A 21,324-nucleotide genomic window follows, 5' to 3' on the forward strand; every position below is an offset into this window, starting at 1 on the left:
CAGAAAAACTGAATAGTTTTGAGCAACTTATTCACGTTTCGAGAATGTCGACATGGATCTCATCCAACTGGAAATGTTTCAGGCGGTGGCGCGCCACGGCAGCATCGCGGCAGCCGCGCAGGCCGTGCACCGGGTGCCGTCCAACCTGACCACGCGCATCAAGCAACTGGAGGAGGAGCTCGGCGTCGACCTGTTCACGCGCGAGCGCAACCGGCTGCAGCTATCCCAGCCGGGGCGCGTGTTCCTCGACTACGCGAGCCGGATCCTGGGCCTGGTGAGCGAGGCGCGCGCCGTCACGGCCGGCCAGCAGCCGGCCGGCCGCTTCGCGCTGGGCGCCCTGGAAAGCACGGCCGCGGTGCGCATCCCCGGCATCCTGGCCGCCTACAACCAGCGCTTCCCGCAGGTGGCGCTGGAACTCGCCACCGGGCCCTCGGGGCAGATCATCGACGCGCTGCTCGGCGGCGACCTGATCGCGGCCTTCGTCGACGGCCCGCTCGACCACCCCGAGCTGACCGGCTTCCCGGTGTTCGACGAGCAGATGGTGGTGGTGGCGCCGAGCAATCACGCGCCGATCCGCCGGGGCCGCGACGCCGACGGCGATGCGCTCTACGTGTTCCGCAAGAACTGCTCGTATCGCCGCCACCTGGAGCGCTGGCTCGCCAACGACGGCGCGGTGCATGGCGAGATCCGCGAGCTGGAGTCGTATCACGGCATGCTGGCCTGCGTGAGCGCGGGCGGCGGCCTGGCGATCATGCCGCTGAGCATGCTGGAGAGCATGCCGGGCTCGCAGACGGTGCGCGCCTGGCCGATGGGCAAGGAGTTCGGCCTGCTGCGCACCTGGCTGGTGTGGCGCAAGGAGACCATCTCCAAGGCGCTGGAGGCCTTCACACAGTTGGTGAAGGCGAGCGCTTCGGCCTGAGGCGGCCGGCGCGGCTATTCCTCGCGGATCTCGGCGGCGCCCTTGCCGGTCCAGCGCTTCAGCGCGCGCCGGAAATTGGCGACGTCGGTAAAGCCCACCAGCATCGCCACGTCCTCGGTGCTCATGCGGGTGGTGCGCAGATATTCGATCGCCAGCGAGCAACGCACGTCGTCGACGATCGCCACGAACGAGGTGCCTTCCGATTCGAGCCGGCGTCGCAAGGTCCGGCTGGTCATGCCCAGGGTGGCGGCCACGGCCTCCATGCCCGGGAATTCGCCGGGGCTGCGCATCAGCAGCTGGTACACCTCGCCCGAGGCGCCGGACGAGGTCTTGGCCTGCCCGATCAGCCGATCGCAGGTGTCCTGCAGCAAGGCCGCCGAGTGCCGATGCGCCAGGTGCGGGCGCAGCTCGAGGATCGCGCTGTCGTAGATCAGTTCGCACTGCTTGGCATCGAAATCGCAGGGGCAACCGAGGTACTCGGCATAGAGCGCGGCATGCGCCGGCGCGGCATAGGAGAAGCGCGCGCGCAGCGGCGGGCAGGCGCGGCCGGCCACGTCCTGCAGATGGGTGACGTGCTGGGTGTACTGCTGCTCGAGCAGGAATTGTTGAAGCTCGTGGGGGAGGTTCGGGCCGAACGCGTCGGGAAAGGTCCATACCGCGCGATCGGGGAATTCCCGCCATTCGATCGTCAGGGTCGGCGTGGCCAGGCGATGGTATTTCACGCCGAGCCGGAAGTAGTCGCGCAGCGACAGGCAGGACATCAGCGCATAACCATACATGCCGTAGGCGGCCAGGTGCAGGCGCGAGCCGGTCCGGAACGGCGTGGCCGGATCGGACGACAGCTCGATCGCGTTGCGGCACACGACAGCGTACTGGCGCACCGAGGTCAGCACCGCGGCATCGTCGAGCTGGTCCACCGACAGGCCGCTGCCGCGCAGGCTGTCGAGCGGCGCGATGCCCTGCTCGGCCAGCACCTCGACCAGGGCCGCGATCTTGTAGGGTGCATAGATGCGCTCGTTGAGCAGGGGGTACCGCGCCGCCATTCGCCTCCCGGGGATGTCCTGCGAGGACATGCAACTGTCCGAAAATGACCTTACCGCCGCGATCGTATCTCACTAATATGGTGGCAACAAGAATCGAGGGCGCGGCGCTCCCGGCGCGCGCCCGGATCCAGGAGACGAACATGCGCAGCATCCTCGCCGCCGCGTCGCACGGCCGACGCGCCACGCCCCCGCCGGGCCCGCCCCGCTGAGCGGAATTCGCCCGCGTCGCGATCGCAACCCGCGCGCGGGCATATCCGGCGCGGCTCGATCCGTACATAGCCGGCAGCTTCCCTTCCATCCACGCTCAGGCCTCCTCATGAACGGCCTGCGCCCCGCGTTGCCGGCGCTTCCGGCAAGGAAATCCTCCATGAGCCAGGCCCATCCCGTCATCATCACCTGCGCCGTGACCGGCTCCGCCCACGTGCCGTCGATGTCGCCTTACCTGCCGATCACGCCCGACCAGATCCGCTCGCAGGCGCTGGAAGCCGCCGAGGCGGGCGCCGCGATCCTGCACCTGCATGCGCGCGACCCCGAGGACGGCCGGCCCACGCCCGCGCCCGAGGTGTTCCGCCAGTTCGTGCCGGCGATCGCCGCCGCCACCGATGCCGTGATCAACATCTCCACCGGAGGCAGCACCCGGATGAGCCTGGACGAGCGGCTGGCCTACGCGCGCCTGGCCAAGCCCGAGATGTGCTCGCTCAACCTCGGCTCGATGAACTTCTCGCTGCATCCGGTGGCCGCCCGCATGCAGGAATGGCGCTTCGACTGGGAGAAGGATTACCTGGAGGGCATGGAGGACATGATCTTCCGGAACACCTTCCGCGATATCCGCAACATCCTCACCGAGTTCCGCGACTACGGCACGCGCTTCGAGTTCGAGTGCTACGACCTCGGCCATCTCCACAACCTGGCCTACTTCGTCGACGCGGGACTGGTGAAGCCGCCCTTCTTCATCCAGTCGGTGCTCGGCATCCTGGGCGGGGCCGGGCCGGATCCCGAGAACCTGGCCGTGATGCGCGCCACCGCCGACCGGCTGTTCGGCCGCGAGAACTACGCCTTCTCGGTACTGGGCGCGGGCCGTCACCAAATGTCGCTGGTCACGATGGGCGCGATCCTGGGCGGCAACGTGCGGGTCGGGCTGGAGGACAGCGTGTACCTGTCGCGCGGCGTGAAGGCCCGCTCGAACGCCGAGCAGGTGCGCAAGATCCGCCGCATCCTCGAGGAGCTGTCGTTCGAGATCGCCACGCCCGCGCAGGCGCGTGAGCTGCTCGGGCTCAAGGGACGCGAGCGGGTCACGCTGTAGGTCCTGCCGCAAGGCCATCGGACACGAACCATAAACACATTCCGGAGACACCCGCCATGACTGCCGCCACGCCCGCCGCCGACCTGGGCGACACCCACCGGCTCGCGACCCGCAAGGCCATGACGCGCCTGCTGCCGCTGATGGGCCTGATCTACTTCCTGTCCTTCATCGATCGCACCAATGTCGCGCTGGCCAAGACGGCGCTGGCCGCCGACCTCGGCATCGGCGCGGCCACCTACGGGCTGGGCGCCGGCATCTTCTTCATCGGCTACGCGCTGCTGGAGGTGCCCAGCAACCTGGCCGCGCATCGCTACGGGCCGCGCCGCTGGATCTCGCGCATCGCGGTGAGCTGGGGCCTGCTGTCCACCGCCATGATGCTGGTGCGCGGCGACGCCTCGTTCTACCTGCTGCGCGTGCTGCTCGGCATCGCCGAGGCGGGGCTGTTCCCGGCGCTGATGTACATGGTGACGCTCTGGTTCGCGCCGCGAGACCGGGCGGTGGCGGTCGGCTGGATCTACACCGCGCCCTCGATCGCGCTGATCATCGGCAGCCCGCTCGGCGCGGCGCTGATGCAACTCGACGGCACCGCCGGGCTGCGCGGCTGGCAGTGGCTGTTCCTGCTCGAAGGCCTGCCCACCGTGCTGGTCGGCATCCTGCTGTACTTCAAGCTGCCGGATCGGCCCGCCGAGGTCGGCTGGCTGACGCCGGACCAGGCGCGCTCGCTCGAACGGCACGCGGTGGCCGAGGTGCACGGCCAGGGCGCGTTCGGCTCGGCGCACTGGATCGCCGCGCTCAAGCGCCCCACCACGGTGCTGATCGCCCTGATCTACTTCATGAACCAGGTGGCCTTCGTCGGCCTGTATTTCTTCATCCCCTCGATCGTGGCGCAAATGCACGTGAGCTCGCCGCTGCTGGTGGGGCTGCTGTCCAGCAGCGTGGGGATCGGCTTCCTGATCGGCGTGCTGTGGCTGCCGCGCCTGCATCGTCGCGTGCGCAACGACTGCGGCTTCCTCGGCGCGCTGACCGCCGGCGTGCTGGCGAGCGCCCTCGCCTTCGTCGCCATCCGCAGCCAGGCGCTGCAGGTGCTCCTGCTCGGCGTCACCGGCTTCTTCGCCGGCGGCATCCTGCCGTCCTACTGGGCGGTGGCCATGAAGCGCCTGCAGGGCATCCAGGCCGCCGCCGGGCTGGCCTTCATCAATACCGTCGGGCTGCTGGGCGGCTTCGTGGGCCCCTATCTGTTCGGGCTGGCGGAGAGCGTCACGGGCCGCAGCGATGCCGGCTTCAAGGTCGTGATCGCGGCCTCGGCGGTCGGCCTGTGCCTGGTGCCGCTGCTGGCCCGCGCGATCGATGCCGAATCGCGACCGCGGGCGGCGGGCAGCGGCCTTGCGCTCGACGACGAGCAGCCGCAATACCCGGGGCGATGAAGCGCGCGCCGGCCATGCCGGCAGCCTGCATCGCGTCGATTCTCGACCTCGCTTCTCCCGTCGCGCAGCCGCCGGCCGCTCGCCGGCCGGAATGCGCGACGGACCACCCCCTATCGCCCACACGGGCAAGGCAGTCATGAACACCTTCGAGCTTCTCAAACCCCGCCCCGGCCTGCGCGTGGTCGTCTCCGGCGCGGCCTCGGGCATCGGCGCGGCGATCGCCGAGGCCTTCCTCCAGGTGGACGCGCGGGTCTGCATCTGCGACGTCGATCCCGCCGCGATCGAACAGGCCAGGGCGCGCCACCCCGGGCTGCACGCCACGCTGGCCGACGTCGGCGACCGCGTCCAGGTCGACCGGCTGTTCGACGAGGTGGCACGGCACTTCGGCGGCCTCGACCTGCTGGTCAACAACGCGGGCATCGCGGGGCCGACCGGCGGGATCGAGACCATCGCCCCCGAGGACTGGGAGCGCACCATCGCCACCAACCTCAACAGCCAGTACACCTTCCTGCGCCGCGCCGTGCCGCTGCTGAAGGCGAATCCGGACGGCGGCGGCATCATCGCCATGTCCTCGGTGGCGGGCCGCCTCGGCTACGCGTTTCGCACGCCCTACGCGGCCAGCAAATGGGCCATCGTCGGGTTGATGAAGTCGCTGGCGGTGGAACTGGGGCCGAGCGACATCCGCGTCAATGCGATCCTGCCCGGGGTGGTCGAGGGCGAGCGGATGGATCGCGTGATCGCCGCGCGCGCCCAATCCACCGGCACCAGCTTCGAGGCGATGAAGGAGCAATACCTGGGGAAGATCTCGCTGCACCGCATGGTGAGCATGGCGGATATCGCCGCGATGGCGCTGTTCCTCGCCTCGCCGGCCGGGCGCAACGTCTCGGGGCAAGCCATCGGCGTGGACGGCAACCTCGAATATCTCTGAAGCCGCCGCGCGGCATGCCCGTTCAGCGGCTCGCCAGTTCCCGCAGGTAGGCGCAGAACATATCGGACATGGCCCTGGCATAGGCCTCGATCTCGGCCGGCGTGCGCGGGCGCTCGGAAAACTGCTTGCCGACCAGCCGCAAGGTGGCGCCGATCATCTCCCCGGCCAGTTGCAGCGTGGCCGGCGACGCGCCGGGCAGCACCTCCAGCATGAAGCGATCCAGGGTGCCGGCGCTCGAGGCCCGGACCTCGCGCGCTTCCGGCGCGTCGCGATACAGCGGCGCGGCGTCGTTGAGCGCCACCCGCATGTCGGCTTCCTCGCATTCCGAGAGGATGAAGGCGTGCACCATCTTGTGCAGGCGCTCGGGCGGCGGATCGCGGCGGTCCTCGAGGATCGCGCGCAGCATCGCGGTGGTGCGGCGCCATTCGTCGGATTGCAGGCGAAACAGGATCGCCGCCTTGTTCGGGAAATACTGGTAGACCGAGCCCACGCTGACCCCGGCCTTCTCGGCCACGCGCGCGGTGGTGAAGCGCGCCGCGCCTTCCCTGGCCAGCACCTGGGTGGCCGCCTCGAGGATGGCCGCGACGAGTTCCGTCGAGCGTGCCTGTTGCGGCTGCTTGCGCACCGCAAGACGGGGCGTGCGACGCGTGCTCATGAGGTGGCGGCGGCCAGGCCGGTTCGCGGGTCGACATGCGACAGCGCCTGGGCCGGCACGCCCTGGTCGAGCGCCTCGATCAGCACCTCGCGGAACCAGTCGACGAACACGCGCACGCGGTTGGGCATGCGCTGGCTCGGGTAGTAGACGATGTGCACCGGCTTCGGCGGCGGCCGATGCGCGGGAAGGATCTCGCGCAGGGTGCCGGCGTCGAGGCAGGGCTGGAACGCCAGGCGATAGCCGAACGCGATACCCAGCCCGGCGACCGCGCAGGCCAGGTAGGCATTCGCATCGGCCGCGCTGGCGCGTTGCCGCAACGCGCCCCGCACCACGATCTTCTCGCCCTCGTCCCATTCGCCCGGCGCGTGCACGCCATTGCCGACGATTGGATGCGCACGCAACTGAGTCAGCTCGCGCGGCTCCGCGTGCCGGCGCAGATAGGCCGGCGCGGCGCAGAAGATCTCCGCCGCGTGGCCCACCGGGCGCGCCACCAGGCTGGTCTCGCGGATCGCGCCGACGCGCAGCGCGCAATCCACCCCGGCCTCCACCAGGTTGAGCTCGCCGTCGGCCGTCACGATCTCGACGTCGAGCGCGGGATAGGCCTCGAACAGCAGCGGCAAGGCGGGGATCAGCAGATGCTGCGCGAACGGCGCGGGCAGCGCCACCCTCACGCGCCCTTCCGGCACGCCGGCCGCCAGCTCGGTGCTGCGATCGAGCCGATCGAGCTGGCTCAGCAAGGCCACGCAGCCCTCGTAATAGGCATAACCTTCCGGCGTCGGGCCGACGCTGCGCGTCGAGCGGCTCAGCAGCCGCAGCCGGGTGCGCTCCTCCAGGCGCCGCATCACCCTGGACACGGTCGGCGTGGTCAGCTGCATGGCCTCGGCGGCCCGAGTGAAGCTCAGCAGCTCGACGATCTTCACGAAGATCCGCATCTCCTCGACGCGGTCGTTGACGATTCTCATGCTCATGTCCTCATGCAAGCGTGGCGGCCATGTCGCGACGGCCGCCCGTTTCAGTCGATGCGCTCGTGCGCGTCGGCCTGCCCCGCCACCCAGTATCCCGAGAACTTGAACCACTTGGCGGGATGGCCGCGATCATCGACGAAATGACGGCGCAAGGCACGCGCCACGGTCGCCTCGGCGGCCACCCACAGGAAGGTATCGGCCTCGACCTCGATCTCCCGCGCCGCGGCCAGCAGCGCATCGGGCCGATCTGCCTCGGACAGCGGCCGGTAGGCCCAGCGCGCATCGAGCCGCGCGGCGCTCTCGAAGTGCTGCCGCTCGGCGGCGCCGGCCACGCTGACCAGGCTGGTGATGCGCGTGCCGGCGCTCGCCTCCTCGATGCGGCGGCCGATCGCCGGCAGCGCCGTCTCATCGCCGATCAGCAGCCAGCGACGCACCTCCGGCGAGATCACCGCCGAACCCTTGGGGCCGCCGATGCTGAGCGTGTCGCCGGGCCGCGCGGCACGTGCCCAGTTCGAGGCGGGGCCGGCGTCGTGCAGGGCGAAGTCGATCACCAGCAGGCGCGCGTCGACGTCGACGCGACGCACGGTGTAGTCACGCCGCGATTCGAGGCCGGCGGCGCTGGTGAAGGACAGCTTGACGCGATCGTCGGGGGCGAGGCTGCGGAAATCCGCCAGTTCCTCGCCGGTAAAGGTCACACGCGCCATGTGCGGCGTCAGGCGCTCGACCTGCGTCACGCGCAGCGTGCGGATCTTCACGTCGTGACGGATCCGCTCGATCCGCGGCGCCTGCGCGCCGCCATGCAACCAGGAAAAATTCATCGCGTTCTCCTTGGGCGGTTCATTGCGCCACGGCCACGCGCGCGCGGCGCAGGTACAGCGCGATCAGCAGCCCGGCCAGGGCCGCCAGGCCGCCGGTGAGGAACACGTGGCCGTAGCCGGCGCGATCGGCGAGCAGGCCCGCCACCGGCCCGGTCAGGCCGTAGGCGAGATCCTGGAACGCGGCGAAGGCGCCCATCGCGGTGCCGCGCAGGTGCGGCGCCACCAGGTGCACCACCTCGCGGCCCATCGCCGGAAACACCATCGAGCAGCCGAGCCCGGTGAGGAAGGCGCCCGCCAGCGCCAGGGCCGGGTCGTGCGCGCCCCAGATCAGGAACTGGCCGACCGTCTCCACCGCCAGCGAGCCGATCGCCACCGGCAGGCCGCCGATGCGGTCGGGCAGATGGCCGAAGCTCATGCGCACCAGCACGAAGCCCGCGCCGAAGGCGCTCAGGCCCAGGCCGGCGTAATGCCAGCCCTGCTGCAGGAAGTCGAGCGCGAAGAAGGCGCCGATCGCGGCGAAGCCGATCCCCTGCAGGCAGACCACCAGCCCATGCAGCCAGACCTGGCCGACCACGCTCAGGAAGCTCGGGCGCTCGGCATGCGGATGCGGCGCGACGCCCGCCATGCCGGCGATCGCCGCGAGCCCGAGCAGGGGCAGCACGGCGCTGATCGCCATGGTGCCGGCGAAGCCGACGCGATCGAACAGCAGCAGGCCGAGCGGGCCGCCCACCACGAACGCGCCGTAGAAAGCCGCGCCGACCACGGCCAGCACCTGGCCGGAGCGCGCCGGGCCCATCAGGCCCACGCCCCAAGTGATGATGCCGACGCCGACCAGGCTCTCGCCGACGCCCAGCAGCAGGCGCCCGGCGATCAGCGTCGCCAGCGCGGCCGGCGCGCCGCTCGACAGGCCGGCGAGCAGCGACACCGCCGCGCCCGCGGCGTACAGCAGCATGCCGCGCGCCACGGCCGTCTTCGCGCCGTGCCGGTCCGCCAGCTTGCCGGCGTAGCCGCGCGTGAAGATCGTGGTGAAGAACGCGACGCCCACGCCCAGGCCGGCCCAGACGTTGTCCAGACCGAGCTGGTGCGTCACGAACACGGGGATGACCGGCAGCGGGATCGCCACGCAGAGATAGGAAACGAACAGGACCGCGGCGAGCAGGTAGAGCCGCGCTCGCGATGCATCGGCTTGCGAATATGTCGACATGATGAGTTCTGCGAAGGAAATGAATGCGGATGGCGCGCATGAGAGGCGCGCGCCATGAATCGAATCTCGCCGTGCCGGCGCGGAACACCCGCGCGAGCAGTTGGCAGGGACGGCCGGCGAAACCCTCGTTTCGCTTCCGGCCTGCCCCGAATGTGACGAATCCGTCGCACTCAAGAATACGATCGATCCTTCGCGTTTCCTACTCGCATCGCGGCGCGGCGTAACGGTGCCTCGCGATCGGCCCGACAGCCTTGCTGGCAAAGGGATCGAGGCAATGGGAGCGGCTCCGGGCGGCGCCGGTCGCGGCGAGCTTATTCACATTTTCCCGCGCCGATCGGGATACCGGAGCGTGCTTCCGGTCGTTCTTTCAGGCGGTCTTTTTCACCGACTCCGCCGACTCGCGCGATGTCGCCGACGGATCCGCGCTCGCCATCAAGGCCGCGATCCGCCGCGCCGTATCGGTCGACGGCGCCGGCGCATACACCATGATCCGCATGCCCGGCGCATCGGGTACCTCGAGCGAGAGCGCGTCGAGTTCCAGTCGCCCCGCCCGTGGATGCGCGATGCGCTTGCGCCAGTCGCTGCGTTCGAGCACCTCGTGCTCGGCCCACCAGAGGCGGAAATCCGGGTCGCTGTCGATCAGTTCCTCGACCAGCTCGCGCAGGAACACGTCCTCGGCCGGCCGCAGGATGTAGTCGCCCCGAAACTGCGCGAGCACGCATTTCGCGTAGGCGTCCCAATCGAGAAACAGCGAACGCGCGCCGTCCTGCTGGAAGGTGAACCACAGCAGGTTGCGGCGCGGCGCCGGCATCGCGCCGAAGTCGCCGAACACGCGCCGCGCCGCCTCGTTCCAGCCCACGTAATTCCAGTTGCCGTCCACCACGTAGGCCGGCATCGCCCCGAGCTGGTCGAGCATGCGGCGCACCGTGCCGGTCACGTTCTGCACCACCGGATAGGGGCCGGGCGGCGTATAGTGATTGGCCAGTTCGAACAGGTGCCGGCGCTCGTGCGGCGGCAGCCTCAGCGCGTTCGCCAGGCTCTCGACGGTCTTGAACGAGACGTTGACCTCGCGGCCCTGCTCCAGCCAGGCATACCAGGTCATGCTGATGCCGGCCAGCTCGGCCACCTCCTCGCGCCGCAGGCCGGGTGTCTTGCGGCGGCTGCCGGCGGGCAGCCCCACATCCTCGGGCCGCAGCCGCGCGCGGCGCGTCCGCAGGAAATCACCCAGTTCGTCCAGGCGTTGCTGCTTTTCCATTTCGCTTCTCCGGCAGCCACCCTGTCACTGCCAATACCAGGAATGGCAGTTGCTGGATGCACCGCTTGATTCATGCCACATTCCGCGCTCGGCCGGGACGGTGCCCCATCACCCGAGCGCAGCGCGCGATTATAGATGGCGCGCCGGAACGCGGCAGCCGGCCGGCTCGATCAACCCTTCTCATCCGAGGCTTCATTCCATGGAAAAACGGGCACTCATCATTGGCGCGAGCGGCATCGTCGGCTCCAACCTGGCCGACCAGCTGCGCTCGAGCGGCTGGCAGGTCGCCGGCCTGTCGCGCGGGCGCACGGCCGTCTCGCCCGACATCGAGCCAATCGTGGCCGACCTCGGCGACGCGGCTTCGGTGCAGGCGGCGCTGGCGGGCCGCAGCTTCAGCCACGTGTTCTTCACGGCCTGGGCCCGCCAGGCCACGGAGAAGGAGAATATCCGCGTCAACGGCGCCATGGTGCGTCACGTGCTGGATGCCGTGGGGCCTTCGGGCAGCATCGAGCATGCCGCGCTGGTGACGGGCCTCAAGCACTATCTCGGCCCCTTCGAGGCCTATGCGACCGGCGCGGTGCCGCTCACGCCGTTTCGCGAGGAACAGGGCCGGCAGCCCGTGGAAAACTTCTACTACGAGCAGGAAGACCGGCTGTTCGAGGCCGCGCGGCGCCATGGCTTCAGTTGGAGCGTGCATCGCCCGCACACCATCATCGGCCATGCGATCGGCAATGCGATGAACATGGGCGTGACGCTGGCCGTCTATGCCACGCTGTGCCGGGAGACCGGCCAGCCCTTCCGGTTCCCAGGTTCCGAGGCGCAATGGAACGGCCTGACCGACATGACCGATGCCCGGCTGCTGGCCCGCCACCTGGAATGGGCGGCCGATTCCGACAACGCCCGTGACGAGGCCTTCAACGTCGTCAACGGCGACGTGTTCCGCTGGAAATGGATGTGGTCGCAACTGGCCGACTATTTCGGCATCGAGGCGGTGCCCTTCGACGGGCAACCGCGTCCGCTGGAGGCGCGCATGGGCGATGCCGGAGCGGCGTGGAGCGAGATCGCCGCCCGCTTCCAGCTGCGCGAGCCGGAGCTCGGCAAGCTGGCCTCGTGGTGGCATACCGATGCCGATCTCGGCCGCCCGATGGAAGTGCTGACCGACATGAGCAAGAGCCGCAAGGCGGGCTTCCTCGATTACCAGAGCACGCCCGATGCGTTCTTCGCGCTGTTCGAGCGGCTCAGGCAGGAGCGGGTGATTCCGCGGTGAACGGTGAAGGCGGCGCGCCGGGCAACCGCCGGCCGAGCCGCCGACGCCTAGGTTCCGGCTCAGAACGAATGCCGAATTCCCGCCATGATGCCGAGCTGGCCGACGCCGGCATTGGGCGTGGCACCGGGCCCGCCCTGGCTCAGCGTGTAGCGCGCCCTCGCGCTGTTGAACACGTAGCCGCTTTGCAGGTACACGCTGCTGCGCTTGGACAGCAGGTAGGTGCCGCGCAGCGCGGCCAGCGTGGCACGCGTGTCCTGGGCCGTGTCGATGGTGCGATAGGCGCCGCCGTCGAGGATCACCGTGGGCGTCACGAACCAGGTTCCGCTCAGGTAGAAGATGTCGGTATGCACGCCCTGCAGCCCCGGCGTGCCGACCACCACGCGCCGCCCCAGCCAGCCGCCGCCGAGCTTCACCGGCCCGAGCTTGAGATAGCCGTTGAGCTGGGTGCGCGCGTCCTTGTCGCCGCTATGGGTGAGCGGGATCGCCGCGCTGCCGTTGAACAGGTTGGCAGCCGCGCCGGGGCCGCCGCGCTGCTCGTCGTAGGCCGCCGCCACCCCGAAGCTGCCGGCGTCGTACCGCAGGAGTACTGACCATTGACGGCACGCGTTGAAATCCCCCGGGATCGATCCCGCGCAGGTGCCCTGCCCCGGCGAGTTGCCGGTGCCAGCCGAATCGCGCCCGAACGAATAGGTCGCGCCCAGCGTCACGCCGCCGAAGCTGCCCTTGTAGGCGATGGTGTTGTCGCTGCGCGCGTTGGGGATGTACGAATCGATCGAGCCGACGCCGCCGTAGATGTCGGGCCCCAGCGCATCGGCATCGACGATCGCCCAGAACGACATGGTGTATTGCCGCCCGAAGCTGAGCGTGCCGTAGCGATTCGCCAGGCCGACCCAGGCCTGCCGGCCGAACAGGCGGCCGCCCTGGTTGAGGTCGCCGCCACGCAGGTTGAAGCCGTCCTCGAGCACGAAGCTCGCCGAATAACCTCCGCCCAGGTCCTCGGTGCCGCGCAGGCCCCAGCGCGAGGGCACCGAGCCGGTGATGCCGGGCATCCGCACCAGGCTCTTGCCGCTCGGCCCGGCATGCGTGACGAACTCGAGGCCCGTATCGAGTATGCCGTACAGCGTCACGCTGCCTTGCGCGCAGGCGCTCCCGCAGCCCAGCGCGAGCGCGCCGGCCGCCATCATCCTTGTGCACTTCATGTCTCCGTCCATTCATGTGGTTTTTTTGGGTCCCGCGCGAACAGCGATGATGAGCGTCACACCTCGCTGTTTCGAGTGAAGTTGTCGGGGACTGCCGGCCCCCACATATAGAGCGAATCCTCCGGGTCGAAATCGCCGGCGGGCCACGCCTGTCCCGCCGAGACATAGTCGATGTCGGCCGAGTACTCGCAAAACGAGCCCCAGGGATCCTCGACGTAGTGGAAATAGTTCGAGCCGAGCACGTGCCGCCCGGTGCCCCAGCCGCGCGTGTAGCCGGCCGCCGCCATTTGCGCCGCGCCCTCGCCCACGCGGTTGACGTCCTCCACGTCCCAGGCGGCGTGATGCCAGCCGCGCGCGCTGCTCTTGGCGAACGCCAGCAGGTGGTGGTCGCTGCCGTGCGGGGCATGCGTGAAGGCGATCAGGTCGAGCGAGCGATCGGACAGGCGCAGGCCCAGCGCGCGCCCGTGGAAATCCAGCGCGCGCGACACGTCGGGCGAGAACAGCAGCACATGCGAGAGGCGCCCCGGGCGCACCTGCCGGACTTCGGCGCGCGTGCAGTTGCCGCGCCGGTCGGCCGGCGTGCCCGGTACCGAGTGAGGGATCTTCGACGCGGGGCTGGTCTTGGGGCCGGGCTTCACCTCGACCAGGTTGCCGTCGGGATCGTGGAACCAGAAGCCGGGCCCCTCGCCCGTCGTCAGCCTGCCTCCCGCCGCCCGCGTCTGCGCCAGCAGCGCGTCGAGATCGGCTTCGTAGCAGTTGAAGCTCAGGTAAGCCAGCGACTTGCGCGCGGCGGGCAGCACGCGCGCCCAACGCCGGCCGTCGCCGGCGCGCAGTTCGAGTTCCTCGCCCCGCGCGCCGGCGCGGCGCACGTCCAGGCCGAAGCGGGTGTAGAAACGCTCGGCCTCGTCGATCGACGGCACGTTCAAGGCGAAGTGATCGATCGAATGCACGCCGGCCCGGGCCGACGGCGCTACCGGTTCGCTCATGATGTCTCCTGTCCTGGTTCGATGCATCTGGTTCGATGCTCTGGTTCGATTCCGGTGTCGATGTCCCCGTTCTCGCCCTCAGCGGGCCGCTTCGTCCGCGATCGGATTGCGCAGGGTGCCCATGCCCTCGACGCTGACCTCGCAGACGTCGCCGGCCTTCATCAGCAGCCGCGGCGTGCGCGCCCAGCCGATCCCCGAGGGCGTGCCCGAGACGATCACGTCGCCGGGCTCCAGGGTGATCGCCTCGCTGATGATGCTGATCAGCGTGGCGACGTCGAACACCAGGTCGTCGGTGCTGGCCGACTGCACCAGCTCGCCGTTCAGCCGCGTTTCCAGCCGCAGCCCCTTGATCCCGGGCGGCAGCTCGTCCGACGTGATCAGCTCCGGGCCGAAGGCGCCGGTGGCGTCGAAGTTCTTGCCGACGGTCCATTGCGGCGTCTTGAACTGGTACTCGCGCACCGAGCCGTCGTTGAACAGCGCGTAACCCGCCACGCAATCGAGGGCCCGCTCCCTGGCGATATGGCGCCCGCCCCGGCCCAGCACCACGGCGATCTCGCCCTCGAAATCGAGGCCCTCGGAATCCTTCACCGCCGGGCGGATCATCGGCTGCCCATGCGCCACCAGGCTGGTATCGACGCGCAGGAACAGCGTCGGATAGGCCGGCTGCTCGTAGTTGCTCTCCCTGGTGTGGTCGGCGAAGTTGAGGCCGACGCAGAGGATCTTCGGCGGATGCCGCAGCGGCGGCAGCCAGTGCAGGCCGTCCACCGGCAGCCGGCGCCCATCGTCCTGGGCGCTCGCCCACTCGGCCAGGTCGATGCCGCGCGCCAGCAGCGTCTCCAGCGTCTCGTGGCCGAGCACGCGCACCGCGTCGCCATCGCGCACGCCGAGCGTGGCACGTCCATCCATCATGAAATTCACCAAGCGCATATCCACATCCTCGTTGCAAAGAGATTGAAAAGTTCCGTCACGCCCGCGCCGCGCCGTCCGGGCCACCTGCCCGGTAGAGCCAGCCGGTGGCGAACATGGCGAGGCCGGCCACCACCACCGGCGCGGCGAACACCGCGAAGGCCGCCGTCGGCGCAGGGAGTTCGACCAGCAGCAGGCCGCCCGTCATCGAGCCGATGATCGAGCCGATGCGGCCCACGCCGAGCGCCCAGCTCACGCCGGTGGCGCGCGCCGCGGTGGCGTAGAAGCCGGCCACCAGCACGTTCGCGCCGGTCTGCGCGCCGGACAGCCCGAAGCCGGCCATGAACACCGTCAGGTAGACCAGCGCGGGATGGCCGATCGCGCCGCCGATCAGGGCGACCGCCACGGCGGCGATCGCATACGAGCCGCTCAGCACGAAGAAGGGATTCATGCGATCCATCAGGCGCGCGTTGACGAGCGAGCCGAGGGTGCCGCCCAGCGGCAGCATGGCGCCGACGCGGGCCGCGTGCGAGGCGCTGATGCCCGCGCCGGTGATCACCGTGGGCAGCCAGCTGCTGACCTGGTAATAGACCCACAAGGTGCAGAAGAAGGCCAGCCAGAGCAGCCAGGTGCCGGTGCGATAGCGCGGCGAGAACAGCAGGCCGATCGCGTTTCCGGCACGGCTGTCGGCTTGCTCGCCTTCGGGCACCAGCCGTTCGATCGGCGTGTTCGCATCGCCGCTCAGGCGCGCGATCACGCGGCGCGCCTCCGCTTCGTGGCGCGGCTTGCCCGCCATGAAGCGCAGCGATTCGGGCAGCCAGATCCAGATCACCGGCACCAGCAGCAGCGGGAACAGGCCGCCGAACACGAACACGCCCTGCCAGCCGAAGCTCGGCAGCAGCAGCGAGGCGACCAGGCCGCCGCCCGCCAACCCAAGCGTGAAGCCGCAGAACATCAGCGTGACGCGCATCGCGCGGCCCTTCGCCGGGCTGAACTCCGAGGAGAGCGTGATCGCGTTGGGCATCGCCCCGCCGAGCCCCGCGCCGGTCAGGAAGCGCAGCGCGACCAGCCAGCCCGCGCTGGGCGCGAAGGCGCAGGCCAGGCTGCCCAGGCCGAACAGCAAGAGCGAGATCGCGATCACGCGCTTGCGGCCGACGCGATCGGCCAGCGGCCCGAACAGGAAGCTGCCCACCGTGAGGCCGAACAGCCCCGCGCCGAAGATCGGGCCGAGCTGCGCGGGCGTCAGCGCCCAGGCCGATCTCAGCAGCGGCGCGACGTAGCCGACCGAGGCGACGTCGAAGCCGTCGGCCGCCACCACGAGGAAGCACAGCACGAGCGTGAGCAGGGGTAGCGAGGAAGCCTTCGCGGCCTCGACGGCGCCCGGCGGTGATACGGATTGCGCTTGCATGGTCTTGTCTCCTGCTTGTCGGGGTTCGTCGTTTCCGTCGAGCGGCCGCGAACCTTTGGTTAAGACTGCTCACTGCATGGCGTGGGCCGCCTCCTGCCGCCGCGCATGACCGACGCTGCGCCAGGCCGCCGCCTCGAAACCGCCGTCTAGCGCGCGGCCGCGCCAGGCCACGTGCTGGTCGGGGCGGATCAACACGTAGCGGGCCTGGTAGGCCTGCGCGAGCTCCGTTTCGTCGTCGAGCCGCAGCACCGCGAGTTGCGGCAGCGCGCGCGCGGCCCGCTGCACCGCCTGCGGGTCGAAGGCCGCGCCCTCGGCGCCGGTGCAGAGCAGCGTGAAGCCCGGGCCGAGGCGGTCGTAGAGCGAGGCGCCGTCGGCCAGCCAGACGTGCGGCGCGCGATGCCCGGCGCGCGCGCTCGGCAGGTAGAGATTGGCCGCGTCGGGCGGCGCCGCGCCCGGCTCGGCCTCGACCAGCGGCGAAGCCTCGTAGCGCGTGCCCAGGTGCACGCCCGGAATCACGAATTCGGCCCGGGCATGGAACGCGAGGTACTCGCCGATCGCGGCACGCGCGGCCTCGCCGGCGGCGCTCGCTTCATAGGCGGCCGCGGGCAGGCTCACATGGCCGATGCCGTCGGCGAAACCGCGCGCGAAGGCGGTGTTGCGCAGCGCGGCCGGGCGCCGTTCCGCCTCGTAGCTCGCGCCGAGCGCCTCGCCGGCCAGGCCCTTGACCATCGCCTCGAGCTTCCAGGCGAGGTTGGCGGCATCGTCGATGCCGGTGTTGTAGCCCAGGCCGCCGGTCGGCGTGAACAGGTGCGCCGCGTCGCCGGCCAGGAAGATCCGCCGCTCGGAGAAACGCTCGGCCACCAGCGCGAAGCCCGCCGTCCAGGTCGAGCGGCTCTTGAGCTCGAAGGGCACCTCGGCCCCGATCGCCTCGGCGATGCGGGCACGCACGTCCTGCGCATCGGCCGCCTCGCCGTCGCGCAGTTGCACGTTCATGATGAAATCCCCTGCGCCGTCGACGGCAATCACCAGCGCACGCTGCCGCGGGCCGAAGGTCCAGTACTGCCAGGCCGGCGGGCGGCGGCTCGCGCGATAGAGTGCCGGCGCATGGAAGTACACGGCATCCATCTGCCCGCCCATGAATTCGCGCCGCTCGCCGGCCATGCCCTCGAAGCGGATGCCGAGCGACTTGCGCACGAAGCTGCGCGGGCCGTCGCAACCGATCAGGTAGCGCGCGCTCACGGTGCGAGTGGCGGCCTCGCGGCCTTCCACGGCGTCGAGCTCGACCGTCGCCAGCACGCCATCCTCGTGCTGTTCGAAGCCGACCACGCGCGAGGAGAAATGCACGCGGCAAGCGGCATGGCTGCGCGCCGCCTCGAGCAGCACCGGCTCGACGTAGAGCTGCGAGCAGCGATGCGGCGGCTCCGGCGTCGGCCAGGTGAAGGCGTGTCCCCTGGCCCATTCGACCGCCTCGCGCGAGGTGGGCTGAGGCAGCCGCGCCAGTTCGTGCCCGGCGATCGAGGTGAAGTAGGCGATGTCGGGCGCGTAGTCGGCGGGCAGGCCCAGCGAGCGCACCCGCGAGGCGATGCCGATGCGCCGGAAGTGCTCCATGGTCCTCGCGCTATTGGCATTCGCGGCGGGATGGCGGCTGGTGCCGTCCTTGGCGTCGAACAGCTCGACGCTCACGCCCCGCTGCCCCAGTTCGGCGGCGAGGAACAGCCCCACCGGGCCGCCGCCGACGATGATCACATCGCAATCCAGCACTTCCGTCTCCTGTTTTTTCGAAGCCGGATGCAAAATTAATCGCCTGGCCTCTATAAATCCATACAATGAATTTCATATCCAGAATGAATCGAATGCATACATGAACACGCCCGACCTGAACTTCCTGTACGTGTTGCAAGCGCTCGCCGAGGAGCGCAGCGTGTCGCGCGCCGCCGACCGCCTCGGCCTGACCCAGCCCGCCGTCAGCCACGCGCTGGGCAAGCTGCGGGTGCTGTTCCAGGACGACCTGTTCGTGCGGGCGGGCCCGGTGATGGCGCCCACCGCCGTGGGCGAGCGGCTGCTGAAGGGAGTCGAGCACGTGCTGGCGGTGGTGCAGGAGGAAATATGGAGTGCCAAGGCTTTCGACGCGGCCACCACCACCCGCAGCTTTTCGGTCTGCTTGAGCGACATGGGCGTGATCGTGCTGCTGCCGCGCCTGCTCGCGGCCTTCCACGAGCGCGCGCCGGGCGCCGTGCTCAAGCCGATCCAGCTGCCTTCGCCGGAGCTGGCGGGGGCGCTGCAGGACGGCGCGCTGGACCTGGCGATCGGCTATCTCGGCAGGCTCGGCGACAACCTGCACCAGCAGCCGCTGTTCCGGCGCTCGCTGGTGGGGATCGTCAAGGGCGGCACGACGCGCCGCAAGCGAGGCATGACGCTGGCGGAATTCGTCGAGCGCAAGCACGTGGTGGCCGGCACGCTGGCGCTTACCAACCAGTTGCTGGAGAAGGAGTTGCGCCGCCACGGCGCGCGCCTGAAGGTGGGCGTGGACGTGCCCTACCTGCTGGCGGTGCCCAGCCTGGTGGCGAATTCGGACTACATCGCGGCGATTCCCGACGAACTGGCGGCCCTGTTCGCGCGGCTGGCCCATGTGGACGTGTTCCCGCTGCCGATCGAGCTGCCGGACCTGACCGTGCAGCAGTTCTGGCACGCGCGCCACCACAACGACGCCGGGCATCGCTGGTTCCGCCGGCTGGTGGCGCAGACGCTGGCGCAGGACGACGCGGCGCCGGCGCGGTAAGCCGTCGGCGTCACGGATGGCAACATCCGCGCATGATCGAACACGGATTCGCCACAATTTCGACACAGACCGACCACCGAGCCCTGCCTAGACTTCTTCCCTGCCGGCTCGCCAGCACGAGCCGACCGCCCTGCCCGGCATGCCCGGCGATCGGGGCGCCATCCAGCCAGGGAGCCTCATGGAACAAGCAGACGAAGGGAAGCATCGCGGCGCCGCGTGGCGGGCGTGGCATACGAGAGCGACGGGATGGATCGGATGCGGCGCGCTGTGTCTCGCGCTGGGCGGCTGCGGACTGGCCGCGGCACCCTGCCGGGTCGCCTCGGCCGGACTGAAGGCCGTGCCGCTGGTCGGCCACGTAGCCGCCTTGCCGACCGATGCCTGCGCGGGCGTGGTCGATCCCTGATCGCCCGATCGCAGCAAGCGGCCGGGCGGCCGGGCGGCATCAGCTCGTGCCGCCTCGCATCGACGAACACGGCTTCGCCTCGGCGACGGCCATCGCTCGACCACCGCGCATCAAGCCGCCCCCATCCAGCGCAGCACCTGCTGCCAGCGCGGCGCCGTCATGGCCTCGAACCAGTCGTCGTGATTCGCCCCGGGCAGCAGCATCAGCCGGCTGCCCGGATGCAGGCTCGCCAGCCGCTCGGCATGCGCCACCGGGATCAGCGTGTCGCGCACCGAGCCGATCACCACCAGCGGCCCGCGATAGGCCGACAGCGCCGCGATCGAATCAAAACCATCGTGCAGCATCCAGCGCACCGGGAACATCGGGTACTTCTCCCCCGCCACCGAGGCGAGCGTGTCCCAGGGCGTGATCAGCGCCACGCCGGCCAGCACCTCCTCGTTGCCCTGCACCACGCGCGCCGCCATCCCCGCGCCGAGCGATTCGCCCACCAGCCAGACCGCGCCCGGCCAGCGCGCCCGCGTGGCCGCCAGCGTCTCGCGCGAGGCCCCGAGCGCGGCGCGCATGGTGCGCGCGCCGGCGCGCCGGCCATGGCCCGGGTACTCGGCGATCACCACGCGATAGCCGGCATGCACGAAGATCTCGGCCAGCGGCAGCTTGGTTTCGGCCGATTCCTCGTTGCCGTGATAGACGATCACGCTGCCGCGCGGCGCGACGCGCTCGGGCGTGACGAGGTAGCCGGCGTATTGGCCGCCGACCTGCCAGGGCTCGACGCGCTCGCCGGGATGCGAAACGCTGGTGGGATCGACCGCGGGCGGCGTGGCCGGCAGCAGCCTGCGGTCCTGCAGCAGGTAGAGCGCCGCCCCCGCGGCCAGGTAGGCCGCGACGGCAATCGCCAGACAAGAAACGAGAATCCGCTTGATCGACATCGCGCGTCAGGAGAGTGGAGACGCGCCAGTATAAGGAGTCGATCGAGTTCGTGACGGCACGGGCCGAACGAACGTCGCCGCGCTTCCGGCGGCGGGACGACACTTCGTGCCGATCAGTTCGCCGCCGGCACCGAGGTATCGACGCCGAACCACTGCACCGAGATCTTCCTGAGCGTGCCGTCCTGCTTCATGGCGCTGATGGCGTCGTCGAGCGCCTTGGCGAACTTCGGGTTGCCCTTGCGGAACGGAATGCCCATCTCCTGGCCGCCGCCGGGCACCACGGCGCCGGCGCGCAAGGGCAGCTGGGTGGTCTTGAGCAGGTACGGCACCATCAGGCGGTCGTCGAGCGTGGCGTCGATGCGGCGGTTGACCAGGTCGCTCAGCTTCTCCGGCGCGCCGGGGTAGGTCTGCGCGTTGATGCCGGGCACCGCGCGAGCCATCGCGTCGTAGTTGGTGCCGAGCGTCACGCCGAGCTTCTTGTCGCCCTTGAATTCCGCCAGGCTGCCGAACCGCCGGTCGTCCTTGGCGCGCTGGATCAGCTGGGCCGCCGAATAGACGTAGGGCTGGCTGAAGTCGAGCGCCTGCTTGCGCGGTGGGGTGATGGTCACCTCGTTGACGATCACGTCGTACTTGCCCGCCTGCAGGCCGGCGAGGATGCCGCTCCATTCGGTGGCGATGAACTGGGGTTTCACGCCCAGGCGAGCCGCCACCGCCTTGGCGACGTCGACGTCGAAACCGACCAGGTTGCCGCTGGCGTCACGCGAATCGAAGGGGGGATAGGTGCCTTCCATCGCGATCTTGAGCACCCCCGCCTGCTTGACCGTGTCGAGCAGGTCGGCGGCCTGGGCCGCGCCGGCCGCCACGCCGAACCATGCCGCGATGCACGCGAGCTTGAACATCGGCTTCGAAACCTTCATTGCTTGTCTCCCTGACGAA

The 21,324-nt window shown here is 69.9% G+C and carries 20 protein-coding genes; 7 read left to right on the plus strand and 13 right to left on the minus strand.

What is annotated here, in order from left to right:
- Window positions 1-52: 52 nt before the first annotated feature.
- Window positions 53-919 (plus strand): putrescine utilization regulator PtrR, encoded by an 867-nt coding sequence (ptrR, locus tag BM43_RS09175; protein WP_013690812.1) that lies wholly within the window; start codon window positions 53-55, stop codon window positions 917-919.
- 14 nt (window positions 920-933) lie between these two features.
- On the opposite strand, the gene BM43_RS09180 is transcribed toward ptrR, so the two are convergent.
- The gene (locus BM43_RS09180; protein WP_036055787.1) at window positions 934-1,962 is read right to left on the minus strand and encodes an AraC family transcriptional regulator; all 1,029 of its coding nucleotides are present in this window, start codon (window positions 1,960-1,962) and stop codon (window positions 934-936) included.
- A 367-nt stretch (window positions 1,963-2,329) separates the two neighbouring features.
- Between BM43_RS09180 and kce the strand changes: the two genes are divergently transcribed.
- The 3 genes from kce (at window position 2,330) to BM43_RS09195 (ending at window position 5,617) form a co-directional block, all read left to right on the plus strand.
- Window positions 2,330-3,265, plus strand: a complete 936-nt coding sequence (gene kce, locus BM43_RS09185; protein ID WP_036055786.1) for a 3,5-dioxohexanoate:acetyl-CoA acetone transferase — start codon at window positions 2,330-2,332, stop codon at window positions 3,263-3,265.
- Between the two features lie 56 nt (window positions 3,266-3,321).
- On the plus strand, window positions 3,322-4,689 hold the full coding sequence (locus BM43_RS09190; protein ID WP_042286112.1) for an MFS transporter: 1,368 nt from the start codon (window positions 3,322-3,324) through the stop codon (window positions 4,687-4,689).
- Window positions 4,690-4,825: 136 nt separating this feature from the next.
- Window positions 4,826-5,617: an SDR family oxidoreductase gene (locus BM43_RS09195; protein ID WP_036055785.1), complete on the plus strand. Its 792-nt coding sequence runs from the start codon at window positions 4,826-4,828 to the stop codon at window positions 5,615-5,617.
- A gap of 22 nt (window positions 5,618-5,639) precedes the next feature.
- On the opposite strand, the gene BM43_RS09200 is transcribed toward BM43_RS09195, so the two are convergent.
- The 5 genes from BM43_RS09200 to BM43_RS09220 form a co-directional block, all read right to left on the minus strand.
- Window positions 5,640-6,272, minus strand: a complete 633-nt coding sequence (locus BM43_RS09200; protein WP_036055784.1) for a TetR/AcrR family transcriptional regulator — start codon at window positions 6,270-6,272, stop codon at window positions 5,640-5,642.
- Window positions 6,269-7,234, minus strand: a complete 966-nt coding sequence (locus BM43_RS09205; RefSeq protein ID WP_052710565.1) for a LysR family transcriptional regulator — start codon at window positions 7,232-7,234, stop codon at window positions 6,269-6,271. Before BM43_RS09205 ends, BM43_RS09200 begins: the two co-directional genes overlap by 4 nt.
- Before the next feature lie 50 nt (window positions 7,235-7,284).
- Entirely contained in the window at window positions 7,285-8,055 is a 771-nt protein-coding gene (locus tag BM43_RS09210; protein ID WP_036055783.1) for a siderophore-interacting protein, read from the minus strand.
- Window positions 8,056-8,074: 19 nt separating this feature from the next.
- Window positions 8,075-9,259, minus strand: coding sequence for an arabinose transporter (locus BM43_RS09215; protein WP_036055782.1), 1,185 nt, complete (start codon window positions 9,257-9,259; stop codon window positions 8,075-8,077).
- Window positions 9,260-9,626: 367 nt separating this feature from the next.
- A complete protein-coding gene (locus BM43_RS09220; protein WP_013690817.1) occupies window positions 9,627-10,514 on the minus strand; it encodes a helix-turn-helix transcriptional regulator in 888 nt (295 codons plus the stop codon).
- A gap of 199 nt (window positions 10,515-10,713) precedes the next feature.
- On the opposite strand from BM43_RS09220, the gene BM43_RS09225 reads away from it, so the two are divergent.
- The gene (locus tag BM43_RS09225) at window positions 10,714-11,781 is read left to right on the plus strand and encodes an SDR family oxidoreductase (RefSeq protein ID WP_036055780.1); all 1,068 of its coding nucleotides are present in this window, start codon (window positions 10,714-10,716) and stop codon (window positions 11,779-11,781) included.
- A gap of 59 nt (window positions 11,782-11,840) precedes the next feature.
- Here the strand turns inward: BM43_RS09225 and BM43_RS09230 are convergent, their stop codons facing one another.
- The 5 genes from BM43_RS09230 to BM43_RS09250 form a co-directional block, all read right to left on the minus strand.
- The gene (locus BM43_RS09230) at window positions 11,841-12,980 is read right to left on the minus strand and encodes a porin (RefSeq protein WP_036055778.1); all 1,140 of its coding nucleotides are present in this window, start codon (window positions 12,978-12,980) and stop codon (window positions 11,841-11,843) included.
- Between the two features lie 56 nt (window positions 12,981-13,036).
- Entirely contained in the window at window positions 13,037-13,966 is a 930-nt protein-coding gene (locus BM43_RS09235; protein ID WP_036055777.1) for a VOC family protein, read from the minus strand.
- A 78-nt stretch (window positions 13,967-14,044) separates the two neighbouring features.
- Window positions 14,045-14,893, minus strand: coding sequence for a fumarylacetoacetate hydrolase family protein (locus BM43_RS09240; protein ID WP_036055776.1), 849 nt, complete (start codon window positions 14,891-14,893; stop codon window positions 14,045-14,047).
- Between the two features lie 37 nt (window positions 14,894-14,930).
- Window positions 14,931-16,280, minus strand: coding sequence for an MFS transporter (locus tag BM43_RS09245; RefSeq protein WP_036055775.1), 1,350 nt, complete (start codon window positions 16,278-16,280; stop codon window positions 14,931-14,933).
- A 69-nt stretch (window positions 16,281-16,349) separates the two neighbouring features.
- Window positions 16,350-18,041: an FAD-dependent monooxygenase gene (locus BM43_RS09250; RefSeq protein ID WP_036055774.1), complete on the minus strand. Its 1,692-nt coding sequence runs from the start codon at window positions 18,039-18,041 to the stop codon at window positions 16,350-16,352.
- Window positions 18,042-18,141: 100 nt separating this feature from the next.
- On the opposite strand from BM43_RS09250, the gene BM43_RS09255 reads away from it, so the two are divergent.
- Together BM43_RS09255 and BM43_RS38545 are read left to right on the plus strand one after the other, a co-directional pair.
- A complete protein-coding gene (locus BM43_RS09255; RefSeq protein WP_036055773.1) occupies window positions 18,142-19,059 on the plus strand; it encodes a LysR family transcriptional regulator in 918 nt (305 codons plus the stop codon).
- Window positions 19,060-19,309: 250 nt separating this feature from the next.
- Window positions 19,310-19,462, plus strand: a complete 153-nt coding sequence (locus tag BM43_RS38545) for a DUF6726 family protein (protein ID WP_308729303.1) — start codon at window positions 19,310-19,312, stop codon at window positions 19,460-19,462.
- 110 nt (window positions 19,463-19,572) lie between these two features.
- On the opposite strand, the gene BM43_RS09260 is transcribed toward BM43_RS38545, so the two are convergent.
- Both BM43_RS09260 and BM43_RS09265 read right to left on the minus strand, forming a co-directional pair.
- Entirely contained in the window at window positions 19,573-20,388 is an 816-nt protein-coding gene (locus BM43_RS09260) for an alpha/beta hydrolase (protein WP_036055772.1), read from the minus strand.
- Window positions 20,389-20,501: 113 nt separating this feature from the next.
- Window positions 20,502-21,305, minus strand: a complete 804-nt coding sequence (locus tag BM43_RS09265) for a transporter substrate-binding domain-containing protein (protein ID WP_036055771.1) — start codon at window positions 21,303-21,305, stop codon at window positions 20,502-20,504.
- Between the last annotated feature and the right edge of the window lie 19 nt (window positions 21,306-21,324).

This window comes from Burkholderia gladioli, assembly GCF_000959725.1.
Taxonomy (GTDB): Bacteria; Pseudomonadota; Gammaproteobacteria; order Burkholderiales; family Burkholderiaceae; genus Burkholderia; species Burkholderia gladioli.